At 50.4% G+C, this 19,238-nt stretch carries 17 protein-coding genes; 8 read left to right on the top strand and 9 right to left on the bottom strand.

Annotation, left to right across the window (positions count from 1 at the left end; all coding sequences use genetic code 11):
• Positions 1–5 precede the first annotated feature (5 nt).
• The 3 genes from HYT77_01185 to HYT77_01175 are packed head-to-tail and all read left to right on the top strand — an operon-like array spanning position 6 to position 3,207.
• Positions 6–1,067 (top strand): hypothetical protein, encoded by a 1,062-nt coding sequence (locus HYT77_01185; GenBank protein MBI2066612.1) that lies wholly within the window; start codon positions 6–8, stop codon positions 1,065–1,067.
• Positions 1,064–2,275, top strand: coding sequence for a tetratricopeptide repeat protein (locus HYT77_01180; GenBank protein ID MBI2066611.1), 1,212 nt, complete (start codon positions 1,064–1,066; stop codon positions 2,273–2,275). The genes HYT77_01185 and HYT77_01180 overlap by 4 nt, the downstream gene beginning before the upstream one ends.
• Positions 2,276–2,286: 11 nt before the next feature.
• On the top strand, positions 2,287–3,207 hold the full coding sequence (locus tag HYT77_01175; GenBank protein MBI2066610.1) for an FHA domain-containing protein: 921 nt from the start codon (positions 2,287–2,289) through the stop codon (positions 3,205–3,207).
• Between the two features lie 13 nt (positions 3,208–3,220).
• On the opposite strand, the gene sctV is transcribed toward HYT77_01175, so the two are convergent.
• Complete coding sequence (gene sctV / locus HYT77_01170; GenBank protein ID MBI2066609.1) at positions 3,221–5,347, bottom strand: type III secretion system export apparatus subunit SctV; 2,127 nt, start codon at positions 5,345–5,347, stop codon at positions 3,221–3,223.
• Between the two features lie 5 nt (positions 5,348–5,352).
• Positions 5,353–6,549, bottom strand: coding sequence for a bifunctional glutamate N-acetyltransferase/amino-acid acetyltransferase ArgJ (gene argJ, locus HYT77_01165; protein MBI2066608.1), 1,197 nt, complete (start codon positions 6,547–6,549; stop codon positions 5,353–5,355).
• Positions 6,550–6,908: 359 nt separating this feature from the next.
• Here argJ and HYT77_01160 point away from each other — a divergent pair, with 359 nt between their 5' ends.
• Positions 6,909–7,400, top strand: coding sequence for a hypothetical protein (locus HYT77_01160; protein MBI2066607.1), 492 nt, complete (start codon positions 6,909–6,911; stop codon positions 7,398–7,400).
• 71 nt (positions 7,401–7,471) lie between these two features.
• Here HYT77_01160 and HYT77_01155 read toward each other — a convergent pair whose 3' ends face one another.
• From HYT77_01155 to HYT77_01135, 5 genes are all read right to left on the bottom strand, one after another.
• On the bottom strand, positions 7,472–8,671 hold the full coding sequence (locus HYT77_01155) for an ATP-binding protein (protein ID MBI2066606.1): 1,200 nt from the start codon (positions 8,669–8,671) through the stop codon (positions 7,472–7,474).
• Between the two features lie 44 nt (positions 8,672–8,715).
• The gene (secA, locus tag HYT77_01150) at positions 8,716–11,451 is read right to left on the bottom strand and encodes a preprotein translocase subunit SecA (protein ID MBI2066605.1); all 2,736 of its coding nucleotides are present in this window, start codon (positions 11,449–11,451) and stop codon (positions 8,716–8,718) included.
• A gap of 38 nt (positions 11,452–11,489) precedes the next feature.
• The gene (locus tag HYT77_01145; protein ID MBI2066604.1) at positions 11,490–12,329 is read right to left on the bottom strand and encodes a M23 family metallopeptidase; all 840 of its coding nucleotides are present in this window, start codon (positions 12,327–12,329) and stop codon (positions 11,490–11,492) included.
• 164 nt (positions 12,330–12,493) lie between these two features.
• Positions 12,494–13,258, bottom strand: coding sequence for a Stp1/IreP family PP2C-type Ser/Thr phosphatase (locus HYT77_01140; protein ID MBI2066603.1), 765 nt, complete (start codon positions 13,256–13,258; stop codon positions 12,494–12,496).
• A 6-nt stretch (positions 13,259–13,264) separates the two neighbouring features.
• Positions 13,265–14,593, bottom strand: a complete 1,329-nt coding sequence (locus tag HYT77_01135) for a TldD/PmbA family protein (GenBank protein ID MBI2066602.1) — start codon at positions 14,591–14,593, stop codon at positions 13,265–13,267.
• Between the two features lie 73 nt (positions 14,594–14,666).
• Between HYT77_01135 and HYT77_01130 the strand changes: the two genes are divergently transcribed.
• On the top strand, positions 14,667–16,007 hold the full coding sequence (locus tag HYT77_01130) for a replication-associated recombination protein A (protein ID MBI2066601.1): 1,341 nt from the start codon (positions 14,667–14,669) through the stop codon (positions 16,005–16,007).
• Complete coding sequence (locus HYT77_01125; protein ID MBI2066600.1) at positions 15,968–16,453, top strand: acyl-CoA thioesterase; 486 nt, start codon at positions 15,968–15,970, stop codon at positions 16,451–16,453. The genes HYT77_01130 and HYT77_01125 overlap by 40 nt, the downstream gene beginning before the upstream one ends.
• A 170-nt stretch (positions 16,454–16,623) precedes the next feature.
• Here the strand turns inward: HYT77_01125 and HYT77_01120 are convergent, their stop codons facing one another.
• On the bottom strand, positions 16,624–17,118 hold the full coding sequence (locus HYT77_01120; GenBank protein MBI2066599.1) for a hypothetical protein: 495 nt from the start codon (positions 17,116–17,118) through the stop codon (positions 16,624–16,626).
• A gap of 330 nt (positions 17,119–17,448) precedes the next feature.
• Here HYT77_01120 and HYT77_01115 point away from each other — a divergent pair, with 330 nt between their 5' ends.
• Both HYT77_01115 and HYT77_01110 read left to right on the top strand, forming a co-directional pair.
• Positions 17,449–17,700, top strand: coding sequence for an AbrB/MazE/SpoVT family DNA-binding domain-containing protein (locus tag HYT77_01115; GenBank protein ID MBI2066598.1), 252 nt, complete (start codon positions 17,449–17,451; stop codon positions 17,698–17,700).
• A gap of 51 nt (positions 17,701–17,751) precedes the next feature.
• Positions 17,752–18,138: a type II toxin-antitoxin system VapC family toxin gene (locus HYT77_01110; GenBank protein ID MBI2066597.1), complete on the top strand. Its 387-nt coding sequence runs from the start codon at positions 17,752–17,754 to the stop codon at positions 18,136–18,138.
• Here the strand turns inward: HYT77_01110 and HYT77_01105 are convergent, their stop codons facing one another.
• Positions 18,139–19,161 carry a hypothetical protein gene (locus tag HYT77_01105; GenBank protein MBI2066596.1) on the bottom strand — a complete coding sequence of 341 codons (1,023 nt, stop codon included), beginning with the start codon at positions 19,159–19,161 and terminating at the stop codon, positions 18,139–18,141.
• Positions 19,162–19,238 lie beyond the last annotated feature (77 nt).

Here is a 19,238-nt window from a genome sequence, read left to right as displayed (position 1 = left end):
GTCTCATGATCAAGAAAAGAGTGATCTTCCTTTTGCTTTTTAGCTGGCCGATCCTGGCGTCGGGCTCGCCTTGCTGGAAGTCGATCTTCGAGACAAACGAGAGACCGGTCTCCAAGAATCATAAACTCCTGATCCTCCCGTTTGAAAACGGTTCCAAGATCTCGCAGGATGACTGGATCAGCCACCTCTTTCCTGTCCTGCTCCAGGATTTTCTGTCACTGGCCAAGAAGACACACACCTTCATATCGGTTGCCGACCCGAGTCCCCGTTTTTTTGACTCAAGCACCGCACTGGAGATCGCCAAAAAGGCGGGCGCCGATTACGTCATCACAGGCAAGTTTTCACGAACAGGCCAGGCGATCAACATCAGCACGCGATTTCTGGATGTGAGGGAGGGGATCGAAAAACGTCGACTCACCGGAAATGTCGAGTTTCCGGGCACCCGGACGATCAACGACTACCTCGCACTCGCTGTGGAGGCAGCAAACGATTCCTTCCCGGACGTCCATGTCAAGAAGAAGGAGCTTCTGACAATCCGTCATGAGACCCTTTCCAATGAGGCACTTCGGTATTTTGTCTTGGGATCGATCGCCCTCCGACGTGGGAGCCTGGAAGGAGTTCGGGAGGCGGTGCGCCGTTTTGAGGAATCGATCCGGAACGACTACAATTTTGTGCCAGCCTATCTCGGTCTTGCGCTCTCCCTCGTACGACAGGGATTCGTTGAAAATATGCAGGGGGAAAATTTTCGCCCCTCTTTCACACGGGCCCGCCTGGAACTCGAAAAGGCCCGGCTCATGAAGCCGGCGTTGACCAAGAAGAAGGCGGAAGAGATTGAACCTTATCTTAAGGCAGAAACCGACTACCAACTCTCGGAGGGGTACCTGGCTCAAGGAGATCTCAAGGGGGCGACCCGCGAAATGCGAAAGGTGACAGAGTTTCTCCCTGGCGATTTGGGCAGCCATGAGCGGGCCTTTGAACTCCTGACAAAGCAGGGGCGCATCCGCGAGGCGGAGTATCATCAAAGATTCATAGAAAACCTGAACAGTTGTGCAGGAGAAAAACGATGACAAAAAAACCGCTCTTGGTTCTCACAGCTCTTCTGGTTCTTATTGCTTCTCCCACGTGGGGGAAGAAGAAAAAGCATGTTCCGATTGATCTGGCCGTCTTTCACAACAACGAGGGGGTCAGACAGCTTGCCCTCCAGGATCTGGAGCGGGCGATGTGGGAATTCAAGACAGCCGCTGAGTTAGACCCCTTGTACGCCGAGGCCCACAACAACGTCGGCCTCATCTACAAGTACCGTGCGGAGTACGATCCCGCCCTTGATTATTTCAAGACGGCGATCAAACTCGACCCCCAGTGGCCAACCCCTTACAACCATGTCGGGACTGTTTATCTGGCCAAAGGGGAGTTCGCACTCGCCATCACCTATTTTACCAAGGCGACCCAAAAGGCGAAGAAGACCGACGATAAATTCGCGGATGCCTGGTACAACCTCGGACTGACCTACCTCGAAAAATCCAGGAAGGATGAAAACCCGAAAGAGAGCTGGAAGAAGGCGATCGGCGCGATGAAGAAGGCGACGCAAATTGATGCGCGCCTCTATCATGCCCATCTTGATCTTGCAGAAACCTACCGCAAACTCGGTGACTGGGAAAAGGCGATCCTTCGCTACCGGTTGGCAATCGAAACACGGCCGACCGATCCGGCCCCATGGAAAAAATTGGGGGAGTTGTACCTGGAAAAAGGCGACCCGGTCAAAGCGGAGGAGTCCTTTGCGAATGCCCGACGGGTCGATCCACAATCCGAAGAGGCGCTGATTGCCCTTGGCGAAAGCTATCTGCAACAACAGCGATATGGAGATGCGCTCTCAACGTTCGTGGGAGCCCTCAAAATAAATCCGAAGAGCGCCAGGGCGCACTTTGATTTAGGCTATACCTACGGGCTGCAGGGAAATCACCGCGAGGCCGAAACGTCCTATAAAAAGGCAATCGAAATCCTGCCGGACTTTCTGGAGGCCCACTACAATCTCGGCACAACCTACATCGCATTAAATAGTTTTCAGGAGGCGATCTATACCCTTCAGGAGGCGTTGCGGATCGACAAGAATCATGCCCCCAGCCTCTACGATCTGGCTCAAATTTATGATTCTCAAAACCAGTCCCGTGAGGCATCTGCCTATTTCTGCCAGTTTGTAAAGGCCGCTGGGAAAAAATATCCGGACCAGACACGACTTGCGGAGGGGCGGATTAAACAACTGGGTGGTTGTCATTAATTGCTGGACCAATGAACATACGACCTACCTTCATTGTCAAAAATAGAAAAACGGGTGAAAAGGGGCGTTACCGGATGGACCAAACCCGCATCCTCGTGGGGCGGGACCGTAACTGTTTTATTTATCTCCAAAGCCCGGAGGTCTCGAGGCATCACCTTGAAATCCTCCGAGATGGAGAGAATTACTTTGTCATTGACTTAAAGAGCGAAAACAAGAGTTTCTTGAACGAAGTTCCTCTTCCCCCTGAAGAGAAGACGCTGCTTAAATCCGGGGATCTTCTGCGTGCCGGCCCCCATGAAATCCGGTTTCTCACCACCTCCTCACTCGAAGAGAACGATGTTTATGAAGTGACGGACTCAAACATCCTTGAGATCAAAATGGCCAAAAAACTTCTCAAGGCGCTCGATCGGGAGAACCACCCCTCCCTTGAAGTGATGGAAGGCCCCCTGTCTGGCCAAAAATTCGTCCTGGAGGGAAAGAACCAGCAGGTGACGATTGGACGAGACGTAGGTTGTGAATTTCGAATCGATTCGGATGTGATCTCCCGAAAACATGCAAAGGTGACCCGAAAATTGGACTCCGTTGTCGTTGAGGATCTGGGGAGTCGAAATGGTGTTTATGTGGGGAAGGAGAAGGTCCGAAAAAAAGAGTTGAGAGACGGCGACCGAATCCATTTTGGGACGATCATCCTGATTTTTCGAAATCCTCTCGAGGCCGCAAAGGAGCTCGAACCTCTTCCGTCCGAGCCACAAAAACCGCCTCCTGCCCCAAAGTCAGAGGAGCCCCCTCCTCCACCCCCTTCCCCTGAATCTTCCCGATCCGTCACCTCACTCATGAAGATAAAATCATGGCCGATCAGCGAGATTCTTCTGTCCCTGTTGGGCCTTGCGGTGATTGTCGGCGCTTTGTGGGGAATTCTGAAAATCCTGTGAGCCAAGAACGAATCTATGCCGCCTGAGCGGCGGATCGGATCGAAACCCTGGCAATCGGTTGGATCCGAAGACTCTCTGAGAGCTCCTGGTAGGAAAGAACCGCCAGCTGAGGAAACTCCAGTTCAATAATCTTGCGGAAATAACGGCGAACCTCGGAGACGGTCAGGATCACGGGCGGTTTTGAGCCGGGAGGGAGAGGATGACTCGCAATCTCCTTCCCGACCGCCTCCACCAGCTCCTGGGTGACCTCCGGCTCCAGCGCGAGATAGTTCCCCTTATCGGTCTTGCGGATTGCATTCCGGATCATCTCTTCAATATCAGGATCTAAAAGATAGACTGCCAGCGAACCGGTCTGTCCGGAATATTTGTTTGTGATGTACCGCTTGAGTCCGGCACGGGCGTGCTCTGTCAAGGCGACAACATCCCTCTCCACCTCACCCCATTGGGCCAGTGTCGCAAAAACATTCTTGAGATCACGAATCGAGATATCCTCCTGAACGAGCCGCTGAAAAATTTCGGAGAGCTGCAAAATGGTGATCACCTTGGGAATCAGTTCCTTGATGAGGGCGGGGTGCGTCTTTTCCAATTCATTGAGCATCGTCTGAATCTCCTGAACACCAAGAAATTCGTGGGCATGACGTCGCAGGACGTGCGAGAGGTGGAGGATCAGGTATTCGGCCGTGTCCCACATCCGAAAACCGGCCTGGGTCGCCACTTCCTTGTATTCGGCAGAGATCCAGGTGACGATCGAGTTGTCGATCGGATGAAGTGTCTCCTTCCCGGTAATGTTGAAAAGTTGAAGCTGCTCCAACGATTCCCCAACAAGGATCGATCCCTTCTCCACCCTCCCTTTGGCAACCGGAATTTCGTTGATATTGATCACATAGCTCTCCGGTTGCATATCAACCGTCTGTCCCCTCACCTGAATACCGGGAAAGTTAACCCCTAGCTCATAGTAGAGGCCATGACGCAATAACGGAATCAGTTCGTTGATAAAACGTCCCCCATCCTGGCTATCATCGACACACGGGATAATATCGGCCCCCACTTCGAGAGAGATCGGCGCCGGCATGACAAAAGGAAGCTGATCCCCCTGTTTGGCAACCGCCTTTCTGACAACCTCTTCCTTGGGGGTCTCCAACGCCTTCTGAACGGCCTGCTCTTTCCCCCTCTGCAGCATGAAGACGAGGAGGCTCAGGAATGACCCCATAATCAGGAACGGAAGCTTGGGAAGACCCGGAACAAAAAGCAGCATCAAAAAAAGAAAGGCGGCAATGCCGATAGCCTTGGGATGGGCGGTTACCTGCTGGATAATATCCCGTCCCAGATTCGATTCCCTCTGTTCAGAGGCAACTCGTGTCACAATAACACCGGCGGAGACCGAGATGATCAAGGCCGGTATCTGGGCAACCAGACCATCCCCGATCGTGAGGAGCGAGTAGGCCTTGACGGCATCACCAAAGGTCATTCCCCGCTGCATCACCCCAATAATGAAACCGGCAATGATGTTGACGACGGTGATCACAATCGCAGCAATGGCGTCCCCTTTGACAAACTTCATCGCGCCGTCCATCGCACCGTAAAGCTGTGCCTCCCGTTGAAGGATCTGGCGCCGTTCCATCGCCTGTTCCATGTTGATGATACCGGCACGAAGGTCCGCATCGATCGACATCTGTTTCCCTGGCATCGCATCCAGGGTGAAACGGGCCCCGACCTCCGAAACACGCTCGGCACCTTTGGCAATGACAATAAAGTTGACGAGAGTCAGGATAAGAAAAAGAATACCGCCAACCACATAGTTCCCGGCCACAACGAAACTACCGAAGGCATGAATGACCTCACCGGCATACCCCTCAGACAAGATGAGACGGGTCCCGGCGATGTTCAACGCGAGCCGATAGAGGGTTGTCATGAGCAGGATGGTCGGAAAAGAGCCAATCTTTAAGGCGTCTGAAATATAGAGGGAGACCATGATGATCGTTACGGCGGTCGCAAGATTCACGGAAATGAGCAGATCCAGAAGCCAGGGGGGGAGTGGAATGATGATCATCGAGAGAACGGCGATGATCAAAGCGGCTAAAACAAGATCACTGTATTTCGAGATTAAACCGTTAAGGTTTCCAAAAAGGTTTCGAGGCATCGGTGTTATGTACGATACGTCGCGTTGAGTTTAACATAATTGGTCCCCAAATCACTAGTCCAAAGACTGAAGCGAGCGTTGCCTTGATGCAGGGCGATCGTGACCCTAAAATCATTCTTTTTCATCACGTGATGAGCCCTCCGCTCTGCCCCAACCGATCTCCTGAGACCTCTCTTCACGAGACAAACGTTGTTGTAGTAGATATCCACCACGTCTGGATCAATTCTGACCGCTCCACGACCGACGGCCGCCAGGATCCGTCCCCAATTCGGATCCTCACCAAAAAAGGAGGTCTTGACGAGGGGGGAATGGGCGATTGTCTCCGCCACTCTCTGAGCCTCTTGCCAACTCCGAGCCCCCAATACATCGATCTGAACCCGCTTGGTCGCCCCCTCACCATCCTGAACAATTTTCAGCGCCAATTCCTGCATCACCTGGTGAAGCCCCTTTTCAAAGAGAAGCGCCTCTTTGGAGCCGGATCGAACGGCGAGAGGAGCGGCCATTCCGTTGGCAATTAAGAGAACCGTATCATTGGTCGAGGTATCCCCATCCACCGTGATGCAATGAAACGTCTGATCCAGTACCCGATCAAAAATCGATTTGAGAAGCGGGCGACCGATTCGGAGATCTGTCATCAGAAAGGCAAGCATCGTTGCCTCTCTCTTCATCCGGGGGAAAATCATTCCGGCCCCTTTGGCGATTCCCAGAAGATGAAACTTCTTTTTGCCAATCTTCCCTTCAAAAAAAGAGATCTTCGGCCCCCGATCGGTTGTCAGGATCGCCCGAGCAACCGAGGAGGCCCCTTGTGGGGAAAGACCTTTAACAAGCCGGGGAATTCCACGATGAAGCGACTTGCGAGGGAGCCACTCCCCAATTTTTCCCGTGGAACAGACCAAAACGTGTTGACGAGGGAGGTGGAGGCGATTCGATGTCTCCTTGACCATCCACTCGGCATCCTGAAGCCCCCGAGCCCCCGTGCAGGCATTGGCATTGCCGCTATTAATGATGATCGCGGAACAACGCCCCGAACGGATATTTCTTTTTGAAACGGTCACCGGCGCCGCCTGGACCTGATTGGTGGTGAACGCTCCCACAACAATCGCAGGGACTTCCGAACAAATGAGCGCCAAGTCCGGCCTTCCGCCGGCTTTAATACCAGCAGTGATCGCTGAAAATTGAAATCCCTTAACAACGCCTCTCATAAGAAGATAGGATTGCCATATTGCGACTAAAAAAACAAACCTTCAATCGAAGTGGGACGCAAAATCACTCGTTCAGCACTAGTCCTGAGTAAATAAATTCGCCACCGAATTTATGAATCGAAGGACTTAGATGGGGAAATGAGGATGACCTTAATTCCGCACCAAAAAGATAAGGGAATCTCCTCCCAGGCTTGATTTCTCTCGCCCGTAGCCGATTTCTCGGCTAAAAAATCATTCACTCAATCGTACTCCAAAAGAGTACGTTTTTTTCTGCTAAGAAGCACCTTTTAATACCCGAGATCGATTTCAGATTTGAAAGTCAATGCATAGAAACTGCAAAAATAAAAAAGGAGGAAGAAATGTCGGAAGTTGATCTAACAGCCATCACTCAAGTATCGGTTGGAGTTCAAAATGGGTTCGGAGCCGGCGCTTCCGCCTCTTTTGGACCGGCCTTGCGTTTAAACGACGATAAAAAAACCCTTCTCGCCACCCAAGTCTATGGGGTTTTAGGTTTTAATGGTGAGCCGCATGATAAACCGGTTGTAATCACCGATGCGGAAGGGAATTCCAGACGAGGTGAAGAGAATGATGTGGCAGGAAATGCCTTTCTTGAATTTGGTCATAAAGCCCTCACGATGGAATTATACGAAACGGTCAGGACTTCTTTCTTATGGGGGTATCGTGCTAGTAGACTTTATGGTGACCACTTCACTGCAGGTTTTGAACTAGGAATTCACGAGGTCACTCCTCTTGAGGGATGGCCAAAGCTAGGTTTTAATCTTCTTATGACAGCCAGTCCAGAAAATTGGAGGACGATCCAGTTGCAAACTGGATTAGGAATGTATTGGTAGTTGCAGGGTCTATCCCTGAAACCGAGCCTTCCGTAATCCGGGAGGCGAAAGAAGCTTTCCATAGTTCTATCTTACAACCCGAGACGATCGGGAAGCTCTTGCCATGGAATAGCGACATGAGAACCAAATTTCTGTGGTCTGATTACCTGGCAAACAAGTAATGTCTCACTCGACCGGTATTTTTTAGAAAATGCCTCCAACCCCTTTAAGTCTCCACGGGAGGGGGTGCGCGTTGCCTTGATTTCCAGGGCGATGCAACGATTGTCCTTTTCAATGACCAAATCAACTTCTTGACCCTGTTTTGTCCTCCAAAAAGAGAGCCCGGACTTGTACTTCAGTTGTGAAACAACCTCGAGCAGAACAAAATGCTCAAAGAGGAGCCCTCTCTGTAACGGCAACAGACCGCTGCTATGACCCAACTGGGCAGCAGCATTTCTTACCCCCATATCAAAAAAGTAATACCGAGACCTCCTCAAAACCTGGTCGCGTGACGAGCCAAAGGCGTCCAAACGGTGAATAATAAGACTATCCTCCAGTATCTGAAAATATTCCCGAATGGTTGTGTGACTGACACCTATTTGAGACCCAATTTTTGAATAGTTTGGTGATGAACCGGACTCCAAGGCTGCCAGTCTCAAAAATTTCGTGAATCGTGGCAAGTCACGAATTAAGGCCTCACTCCGAATTTCTTCCTCGAGATAGAGATGGGCATAGGCAGCCAAGTCTTCTTCCCTTGCACGAAGATCTCTCTTAGCCAAAATGCCTGGCATAGAACCATAAAGGAGCAATTCCTCTAAAGGAACCGCCGCCTCAAGCACCCGACTCTCCCTCCAGGACAGGGGATACAGATGTTCAAGATGAATTCGTCCCGGCAACCAATTCGTACCAATTTTTTTCATCTTTCTGGCAGAGGAGCCCGACGCTGCCAACACAATCTTTTTTTTGTCGATCAAAAATTGGAGAACCTCCAAAATCTTCGGAACCTTTTGAATCTCATCAATATAAACAAATAAGGGACCTCCTCCCTTCTTGGCGTCAACTTCGCGAATCAAAAGCTCCGGTTCCTCATCAAATCGTTGTCGTTCTGAAGGGAGTTGAAAATAGATACGAATCTGGTTGCCACTTGGAAGTTCAGAAAAAATTCCCTCAAGCAGGGTTGATTTGCCGGTCTGTCTCGGACCAAAAAGGACAACCGATTGAAGTTTTTTAATTTTATCGTATATTATTCGATGACTTAGACGATTGAAGGTTGTTGTTTCATATAACGCCACAAATTGAAAGTAGCTCTTTCAGCTATACGTATCAAGTCAAAAAATCAGACCCCGCAACACTTCTTGTATTTCTTCCCGCTCCCGCAGGGACACGGTTCATTGCGTCCCACTTTTTCGACATGGACAGGACCTGCTGCCGGAGGGGGCGTCGCTGCCATCGCATGAGCCACGGAAGGGGCTGGTAGAGCTCCGTGTTGCTGCGGTGAAACCGCTGGCGCCGCACCGCGCCCCATCGTCATGGGACGGACGGAACTTCTCTCCAGTGCCCTGACCACCTGTTTCTCCTCTTTCACCTGAACACGAAAGAGCTTTTCCAGAACGGATTGGCGAAACTGGTCAATGATACCCTGAAAAAGAATGAATCCTTCTCTTTTGTATTCCAAGAGGGGATCTTTCTGGCCATAGCCCCGAAGCCCAATCCCCTCCCGCAAATGATCCATGGAAAGAAGATGGTCCTTCCAGAGGTTGTCGAGTGTGGAAAGAAGAAGCATCTTCTCCGCTTCCCTCATCAGAGCCGGCGTAAAACGTGTCTCCCGGTCCTGATACGATTTCTCAACCAAATCAAAGAGGGCCCGGCCGACCGTCTCCTGGGACCAGTCACTCAAGGCAAAACTCTTCCAATCAATCCTCAAATCAAAAAACTTGTAAAAAGGCTCCTCCATCACAGCCAGATCAAGCGCCTCGAATCGAACCGGTTTTTCTGGCAAGGACACAACCAGGTTCGTCACCTCCAGATCGATCATGTCCAAAATTTTTTCTCGGGTCCCCTCCCCTTTAAGAAAATCGCGCCTCATCCCATAAACGGTCCGGCGCTGTTGGTTCATCACATCATCATATTCCAGCAGATGTTTCCGGATCTCGAAGTTGTGCCCCTCCACCCTTTTTTGCGCATTGGCAATCGCCTTGGTGATCCAGGGATGCGTGATCTCCTCATTCTCCTCCATGCCCAGACGATCCATGATCGACGAGATCCGTTCCGAACCAAAAATTCGGAGAAGGTCGTCTTCGAGCGAAAGATAGAATTGGGAAGAGCCAGGATCCCCCTGCCGTCCGGACCGACCTCGAAGCTGATTATCAATGCGTCGAGACTCATGTCGTTCCGTCCCCAAGATATGAAGACCGCCCGTCTCAAGGACCTTTTTCTTCTCCTCCGCCTGAAGCGCGCGCAATTCCTTGAGGAGCTTCTCAAACCCTCCCGGATCCTTTTCATGGTCCACACGACTCCGCGCCAAAAATTCAGGGTTGCCCCCTAAAATGATATCCGTCCCACGCCCCGCCATGTTGGTAGAAATGGTCACCTGACCCAGTCGCCCCGCCTGGGCGACAATTTCCGCCTCTCTTTCATGGTTCTTGGCATTCAGGACATGGTGCGGGATCCCGTGACGCTTGAGAAGCTGTGAAAGGAGTTCTGATTTTTCAATAGAGATTGTTCCGACCAGGACCGGCTGGCCGGCTTGATGGCGCTTTTTAATATCCTCCAGCACCATGTTAAATTTTTCCTTTTCCGTCTTGTAGATGACATCGGCTAGATCCTGTCGGATCATCGGGAGATTAGGGGGAATCACCATGACCTCAAGATTGTAAATTTTGGCAAATTCCGGTGCCTCGGTATCAGCGGTGCCGGTCATTCCGGCAAGTTTCCGATACATTCTGAAAAAATTCTGGAAGGTGACCGTTGCCAACGTCTGATTTTCATTTTCAATCGCAACCCCTTCTTTGGCTTCCACGGCTTGATGCAGGCCGTCCGACCATCTCCGACCGGGCATCAGGCGGCCGGTAAATTCATCCACAATGATCACTTTTCCATCCTTCACCACATAGTCGACATCCCTCCTGTACAAGGCATGCGCCCGGAGCGCCTGATTCACATGATGCAGAATTTCGATATTTTCGGGATCATACAGATTAGGAATACCCAAATTTTTCTCAACCTGAGCAACGCCGGCTTCCGTCAGCACCGCTGCCTTGCTCTTTTCGTCAACCGTGTAGTCACCAGTGGAGCTTTTTTTGCCGGTCTTTTTGTCTTCAAGAACCTCCCCCTTGGCAAGCCGTGGAATGATCCGGTTAATCTGGGCATACTTGTCGGTTGATTCTTCGGACGGACCGGAGATGATCAGTGGCGTCCGCGCCTCATCGATCAGGATCGAATCAACTTCGTCAACAATCGCATAATTCATCTCCCGCTGGACGTACGACTCCAAAGAGTATTTCATGTTGTCCCGAAGGTAATCAAAACCGAACTCGTTATTGGTTCCATACGTCACGTCCGCCTGATAGGCCGAGCGACGCTCCGTATCTGTTAATCCGTGGACAATCACACCAACCTTGAGTCCCAGAAATTTGTAGAGCTGCCCCATCCACTCGGAGTCACGGCGAGCGAGATAATCATTTACGGTGATCACATGAACCCCCTTGCCATCCAGGGCATTCAGATAAACAGGAAGGGTTGCAACCAGGGTCTTTCCTTCACCCGTCTTCATTTCAGAAATCTTTCCCTCATGAAGGACAATGCCACCAACGAGTTGAACATCAAAGTGACGCATCCCCAGTACACGGATCGATGCCTCGCGAACCACGGCAAATACCTCCGGAAGGAGCTGATCAAGAGTTTCTCCACGCCCAAGACGCTCTCGAAACTCCGCCGTCTTCGCCTTGAGTTGATCGTTGTTCAGATTTTTGACAGAAGGTTCGAGCGAATTTATTTGTTCAACGAGGGGGCTGATTCTCTTCAGCTCCCGTTCATTTCTTGTTGGAAAAATTTTGCTCAGGAACCCCGGCATGGGGAGACTATAGAATCAGCACTGACGTTTTGGCAAGTTTACTGAATGATGTACTGCATCGGGTCAACAGGCACCCCATCAACATGAATTTCATAATGAAGATGCGGACCGGTGGAATGGCCACTGCTCCCGACCTGGGCAATCGGCGTCCCCCGTTTGACGAGAGACCCGTTTTGGACCAAAAGTTTTGAGGCATGCCCATAATAGGAATGAACCCCATAGCCATGATCCAGGATGACCGCCCTCCCCAAAGCACCTTTGAAACCAGAATACCGGACAATTCCCGCCGCAGGGGCCACAACGGTTGAGCCCCACTGAGAACCAATATCAATCCCCTTATGAAAAACATGCCCCGATCCAACCGGTGAATGACGGTAACCAAACTCGCTCGTGACCCATCCCTTCACAGGCCAGATCGAAGGACGGGAGGCAATATAAAGAAGCTTCTCTTCCTGAGTCTTGCTCAACTCTTGGAGGCGATAATCAATCGCCTTGGCTCGTCCCTCAAGGCGGCCGATCTCCTGACCAAGTCCATCGAAGTCAACCGGCAGAACAAAATCATTAATATCCCGCGTCAACTCCTTGATCGGCCCAACACCCTTTCGGAGCTCAGGCCTCTCAATGCCAACCATCCCGGCAAGGTTGTTGGCATATTTTTCGGCTGATTGAACAATCGACTCCAGGCTTTTGAGCTCATTCAGAATCTCTGAACGCTCCCTCGCAAACTCTCCCTGCGCGAGTCGAACCCCCTCCAATTTCTGATAGAGCGACCGATAATGAAGAAGACCGGCCGTACTCAAAACGGTAGTCAAAAGACTTACGACAAAAAAGAAACCAACAATAAAAATGTTTGAATTGGACAGCCGAAATCTCATCACTTTTCTATGGTCCTCAGGAACAATAAAAAAACTGAAGTGTTTCGCTTTATGGATGGGAAGTTTCGTCTTCATTATTTAAAAAACGCCATAAACTGGCACGTTAGCGCGATTTAACAGTGGGCTGGAAGGGTGTCAAGATTATTACTGGTTTTTCGAGGTGCTCTTTAGGGTTGGACCGAAACAATAACAGTAGTGACATTATCATCCCCGCCCCTCTGATTCGCTAACTGGATCAGTTTTTCGCAAGCCGATTTCGGATTCGATGACTTCCCTTTGCTAACTAATTTTTGGATTTCGTCATCGGGAACCAGGTTCGTCAATCCATCCGAACAGAGAAGAAACTGGTCCCCCTCCTCCAATTCACGAACCACCAGATCCGTCTCCACATCCTCCTGAAAACCAACAGAGCGTGTGATAATGTTTTTGAGTCGGTGATGCTTTACCTCTTCCAAAGTGATAAAACCGGCCTGTAACTGTTCACTAACGAGGGAGTGATCGACTGTCAGTTGCTGGATTTCAGGATTGCGGATTAAATAGCCCCGGCTGTCACCGACGTTGGCCAGATATCCTTTCTGATCCCTAATGAGAAGTGCCACAACCGTGGTTCCCATCCCCCGGAGGTTTGGCTCGCGGATCGCCTCTTTATAAATTCGTTGTGACGCAATCCGGATCGCCTGCTTCAGCTCCAAAACAGGATCCCCCGCCTTTGAATGTCCCTCCGCCATCATCGCCTCTGGTTCATCCCGAAATTTCCGCAAGATCTCTTGAATCGTCTTCACGGCAATCTTGCTGGCATATTCACCTCCCAGATGCCCCCCCATCCCGTCCGCTACAACGTACAAGCCGATCGACTCATCAACAAGAAAGCTATCCTCATTCTTCTCTCTCTTCTTGCCCACATCGCTTTTGCCGAAGCTGACGATTTTCATAATTCTCTAAACCCCACCCAGATCAATATCAGAAATCAAGAGCGACGGACAACCAAAAGAGTGAAAAAACTTAAGATCCGACCCAACCTCAACTACCCTTTTAAAAATGGTGTGCAAATTCCCCGAAACAGCAACCCCACGTACCGGATGATTTTTCTTCCCATTCTCCACCCAAAAACCGGTCGCTCCTAATGAGAAATCCCCGCTGACAGCATTGGCGGTATGCAAACCAATAAGGTCCGTAATCCAGAAACCGTTTTCCATCTGATGCATCAATTCTGAAACCGGTTTCTGACCTGGTTCAAGAAAAAAATTGGAGACACCGACGCGAGGCTTCTCTTTATAGGAAGGTCTTATTCCATTACCCGTCAATTCAGCTCCCATTCGATTCGATGACTGTTGATCATGCAAAAAACCAACCAAACGCCCCTCTTTGATCAAATTATTTTTTTTCGTCGGGCTCCCCTCCCCATCAAAGGGGAGACTGAGGTATCCGTCTACCATCCTTCCGTCGTCCAACAAACTGACCTTCGTAGAATAAATATCTTTACCAACTTGATCTTTCAAGATCGATCTCCCCCTCATCACCTGGTCCCCCATAAAAGAGGAGGCAAGAACGCTCAAAAAAGAGGCTGCCACGGAGGGTTCCAGCAACGCAGGGCAACGTCGGCTCGAAACCGGTTTTGCCCCCAAGAGCGAGACCGCCTTTTCCGCAGCCCGACGTGCAGGCACCGATGGATCCAATCGGTCAAAGGAGGGAGAAAAATCACTTTCCCAGGCGGTTTCGGACTCTCCCCCCTCTTCGGCAACCACCATCAGCGAGAGTTCACAGAGGGTTCTTCGATAACTCCCCTCAAACTGAAAGGAGGTTTTCAGTTCAACCTCTTCCTCAACCTCCTCGTAACAGACACTCCGAAGACGACAGATTCGGCGATCAAAATCCCTTGCCTCCTTTTCAAGCGCCAAGGCCAACCTCGCCTTCTCCTGAAAAGGGCGTTCTCTTAAACTCTGGTCAAACACCGGCGAAAAAGAGTTCCTGTTTTTTTCATTGGCAAACCGGACCCCAACCTCTTCCTGCACAAGATCCAGCGTGTTGTAAGCAAGTTGAAGGGCCTTCTCAAGAGAGGCAGGCGACTCATAGGACGTTGAGGCAAATCCAACTCGTCCCTGACGAATCAAGCGGATCGCCAAACCATGAGAGACCGCCTCTTCTGATGACTCAACATCTCCTCCCTTCGCTTCGATTTGAAGTTGACGACTTCTCGTTCGATAAAACTCATAGCCATCCACTTTTAACAGGGAAGCCTGTTGCTCAAGATAAGCGATTGGATCCACAGAGTGGCGGGTACCATCCAGACTCGAAAAAGTCTATGGAAACTCTGCCAAAAAGACAGTACCATCCACCTCCATGTCGGAGCTCTTCACACTCTTTCCATCACAAAAACAAAAAGAATTGGAATCCCCTCTGGCCGACCGGATGCGACCTGTCTCTCTTGATGAAATTGTGGGACAGGAATCGATTTTGGGAAATGAGAAACCTCTCAGGCGACAAATCAAGGGCGACCATCTCCCCTCACTCATCCTCTGGGGACCCCCTGGCTCCGGTAAAACGACGATTGCCCGGGTCATTGCCCAAGAAACCAAAGCGGCCTTCTACTCCATTTCCGCCGTGATGGCGGGGGTCAAGGAGCTCAAGGAGATTCTTGAGATCGCCACGAGGCACCGTCGTCTTGAGGGGAAAAAGACAATCCTCTTCGTCGATGAGATCCATCGCTGGAACAAGGCCCAGCAGGACGCCCTTCTCCACCATCTGGAGGATGGAACAATCACACTGATTGGCGCGACCACGGAAAACCCGTCCTTTGAGGTGATTGGACCTCTCCTCTCACGAACCAAGGTTTATGTCTTGAATCCCCTCTCTCTCGAGGACCTTAAAATGATTGTCCAACGAGCATTGCAGGACGTAAAGCGAGGATTTGGAAAAATGAATTTTAAAATCGATGAGGACGCCTTGAGCTTTATCTGCGAGACCTCGGATGGGGATGCGCGGAGGGCACTCAATACGCTGGAGATAGCAACGAGCCTCATCACAACGCCTTCCTCAGGCGCCATGATTCGACGTATTGATGTCGAACAAGCGCTTCAGAAGAAGAGTCTTCTCTATGACAAATCCGGCGAGGAGCATTATAATCTGATCTCGGCCTTCATTAAATCGATGCGAGGCTCCGATCCGGATGCCGCCATCTACTACCTCGCCCGAATGCTGGAGGCGGGAGAGGAGCCGCTTTTTCTCGCGCGACGCATGGTAATTTTCGCCTCTGAAGATGTGGGTAACGCCGATCCACAGGCGATCCAGGTGGCAATCTCTGCAATGCAGGCATTCGATTTTGTCGGAATGCCCGAGGGATGGATACCACTCGCACAGGCGGCAACCTACCTCGCCTCCGCACCCAAAAGTAATGCGAGTTACATGGCGTATAAAAAGGCAAAAGAGGATGTTGAGAAAGAGGGGGCGCTTCCAACACCGAAACATATTCGTAATGCACCGACAAAATTGATGAAAGAGCTCGATTATGGAAAGGGATACAGATACCCTCACCATTATGAAGGGCACTACGTCAAAGAGGAATATTTACCGGAGAAGTTGAGGGGGAAAAAATACTATGATCCGAGTGAGAATGGCCATGAAAAGGAGATCAAGGAACACCTATGCAACCTAAACCCGTCAAAGAATCCCAGATTGAAGTAACCCACATCGTTCAGCCGGCCCATATCAACTCGCTCGGCACGATTTTCGGCGGACAGGTGATGGCCTGGATCGATCTTGCAGCCGCCATCTGTGCGGAACGACATACACGACAGGTTTGTGTAACGGCCGCGATCGACGACCTCCATTTTTTGGCACCCGTCCGTGCAGGAGACATCGTCATTCTCCACGCCTCGGTCAATTACACACACAAAACCTCACTGGAAATCGGAGTAAAGGTCGAATCAGAAAACCCTCTAACGGGCGAACGTCGCCATACCGCCTCGGCCTACCTCACCTTCGTGGCACTCGATGAAAAAAGAAAACCAATCGAGGTGCCACCCATTCTTGCCGAAACCGATAAAGAGAAAAGAAGATACCGCGAGGCAGAGCAGAGACAGAAAAATCGTTTAAAGAAACGTGAAGAGCGAAAACAGTATCGATCTTAATTATGGTTGATCAGCTTTCGGTTAGTACATTTTTGTTGATAAACCATAAGTATTTCTAACTTTTTAGCGGGTACAGTCGTATCCGCTAAAAGTTGAAATGCTTTAACGAGTCGGGCCCAACAATCGCTCGACCTCATTCTCTCCCTTGTCCTTAACATACCAATTACTCTCTATTTCTTCTCCACCCACCGGCCGAGGTCGGAGCCAACCAGCATACCGGCTCCCCATGCCACGCTGATCAAGGCGAAATTGGCACGTTCATCCATTATCGAACGAAAAGAATCTCTCAGATTGGCACCAAATGGCTGACGCCTGTTATACGCCACTGCCATCCCAAACAGGAGGAGCGATACCGAAGTGACAACGAGCTGGAGGGGGATCGCAATCGCCGCTTGCAGGGCAAGTGGGAGGTCATTACCCTCTTTGTTCGAATTGATAAAGTCACTCACCTTCCTGAACAAGAGATTGGTCGCAACCGTGGTGATACCAAAAACTCCCCCCAAAATTATTTCCTCAAGACCAAATCCCCATCTATATCTACCGCGCCTACTGGGGTTCTCCAGGACACTGATCGCCAGACTACCGACGAGACCCCCGACAACACCCCCAGCGGGCCCCCACCAGAAATTTTCACGACCGTTTTTTATTGATTGGGCCTCAGCCATAAAACACCTCCTTGATGCCTCTTTTTCTTTCCCAAAATTCCGCAATTGACTTTCAAATCTGTTATCGATCTCGGGTATTAAAAGGTGCTTCTTAGCAGAAAAAAACGTACTCTTTTGGAGTACGATTGAGTGAATGATTTTTAGCCGAAAATCGGCTACGGGCGAGAGAAATCAAACCTGGGAGGAGATTCCCTTATCTTTTTGGTGCGGAATTAAGGTTTAGCCACCAGAATTTCGCAGATCGAGTCAGAACTATCCGAAAAGTCGAGGATCACCAATATGTATTACGTTTGACAGATCGATAACACAATGGTAGGATAAATTATAATTATGACGTACACCTCAGTTTCACCCAAATATCAGGTTGTAATCCCGAAAGTGGTTCGAGAAAGGCTGCAGGTGAAGCCCGGCCAAAAGTTGATTGTTTATGAAAGGGGGGGGATTATCCATTTGATTCCGACCGTTCCCTTAAAAAAATTACGGGGGATGCTCAAAGGGAGCGGGGTGACGCTGGAAGGTTTGAGAGACAAATCGGATCGCCCCTTACAAGTCAGTTCATTAATCTCTATTCATAAGACCTGACAGTACTAAGGAGAATATGCTTCATTTTTCTTTTCCAATGTATAGTGGGATATGAACTCCTTTAGTATGATTCTTGTCGATTCTTCCGCATGGATTACCTACTTTCTTGATAACCCTAAGGCGGGTCTTATTGCCTCTTATTTCTCCAAGGCGCCTGAGGGGATTTTAGTCCCCAGCGCTGTTCTCTATGAAGTCTATCGGTGTTTGAGCCGTACCATTGGGGATGAAAAGGCCCTTTTTTTTGTGACCCAGATGGAGAACGAACAGGTTGTTCCATTGGATGAAGATTTAGCCTTGTATGCAGCCAAGCTTGGATCAGAGCATCAACTGGGAATGGCCGATGCGATTATTTATGCAACAGCCCAAACCTATGATGCCGAACTGATTACCCTCGACAATGACTTTCGGAAGCTACCCGGTTGCAAAGTATTCAGCTAATTAATACAAAAAACCGTTGATCAGCAAAACCCCCGGATCGAGTGGAACATTCTTTCCCGCCCCGGTTCTCGGACGAATCGCATACCCGCCCCCCTCCGGGAAAAAGGCGGCCCGCATCATGTTGATGTTGCCCGGCTCGTTATCAACGCAGGCGACAACCTTTCCCAGGCGCTGGATCAATCCAACCGCCCATTTTTTAAAATCAATATCGGACCGCGTTTGAGCCTCGATTCTGTCAACATCAGACATGCCGGGTTTTGTGTAATCAAAAGATTGCGGTTTGAGAACGAGGGTCACCTCGTCACCATCCGGCATCGGAAAGTGATGACGGCTTAAGGCGCTAAGCGTCCCCTCCTTCATCTCCCATTCGTGACGTCCCGAAAGGTAAACAATATGGGCCCCCGCATCGCGCAGTTGCTGGACATATTTTGCCGCCCCCGCCAACGGGACATCATAGGCAAGATACCTGTCGGAGAAAAAACGCTCGTTCCAAAACGCGCGGATCGCCGGCATATGGGTCTTCACCCAGACCGGCTCCATGCCAAGATTATTAATGAGCACCTTGTTCAGATCCCAGGAGGTCAAATGCTCCGGTCCGATCAGAGTCATGAGGGGAACATTATGGAGCCTCCCGTATTCCCTCAAGACAGCGACATGCCGGAACAGCGTACTGAACAGGGTGTCATCCAGATCGAAAACAACGACAGGATGATCCGTTTGGAGGACTTTCTTTAAAACAGACATAAGAAGCGCGGTCTGCTCTGGAGATCTTTCGGCGGTTCGCCACATCGCAATGCCGTTCAGACGGAGGGCGCGCACCGCAATCCCCTCCGCAAGCTGGACAGGATGGGGAAGAGGGAAATTAAGCCTGAAAATCTCCGAACGTTCCAGAAGGTGCAACGCCCCTCGTTCGAGGAGATCAACGACCCGGGAGGCCGATTGCGCCACAACCCCAGCGACCTCTGGGGCCGATTCCGGAGAGGCGAGTAACGGTCTCAAGAGCCTTAAAAGGGGGATTCTCATGACAGCTCAGAGTTCGCCAAAACCGCCGAAGAGTTGTGATTAAATATGAGATTAAATGTGGAGGGGGCGACGTGAGC

Source organism: Deltaproteobacteria bacterium, from assembly GCA_016180855.1.
GTDB lineage: Bacteria > UBA10199 > UBA10199 > JACPAL01 > JACPAL01 > JACPAL01.
This window is presented reverse-complemented; position numbering and strand designations above follow the sequence as displayed.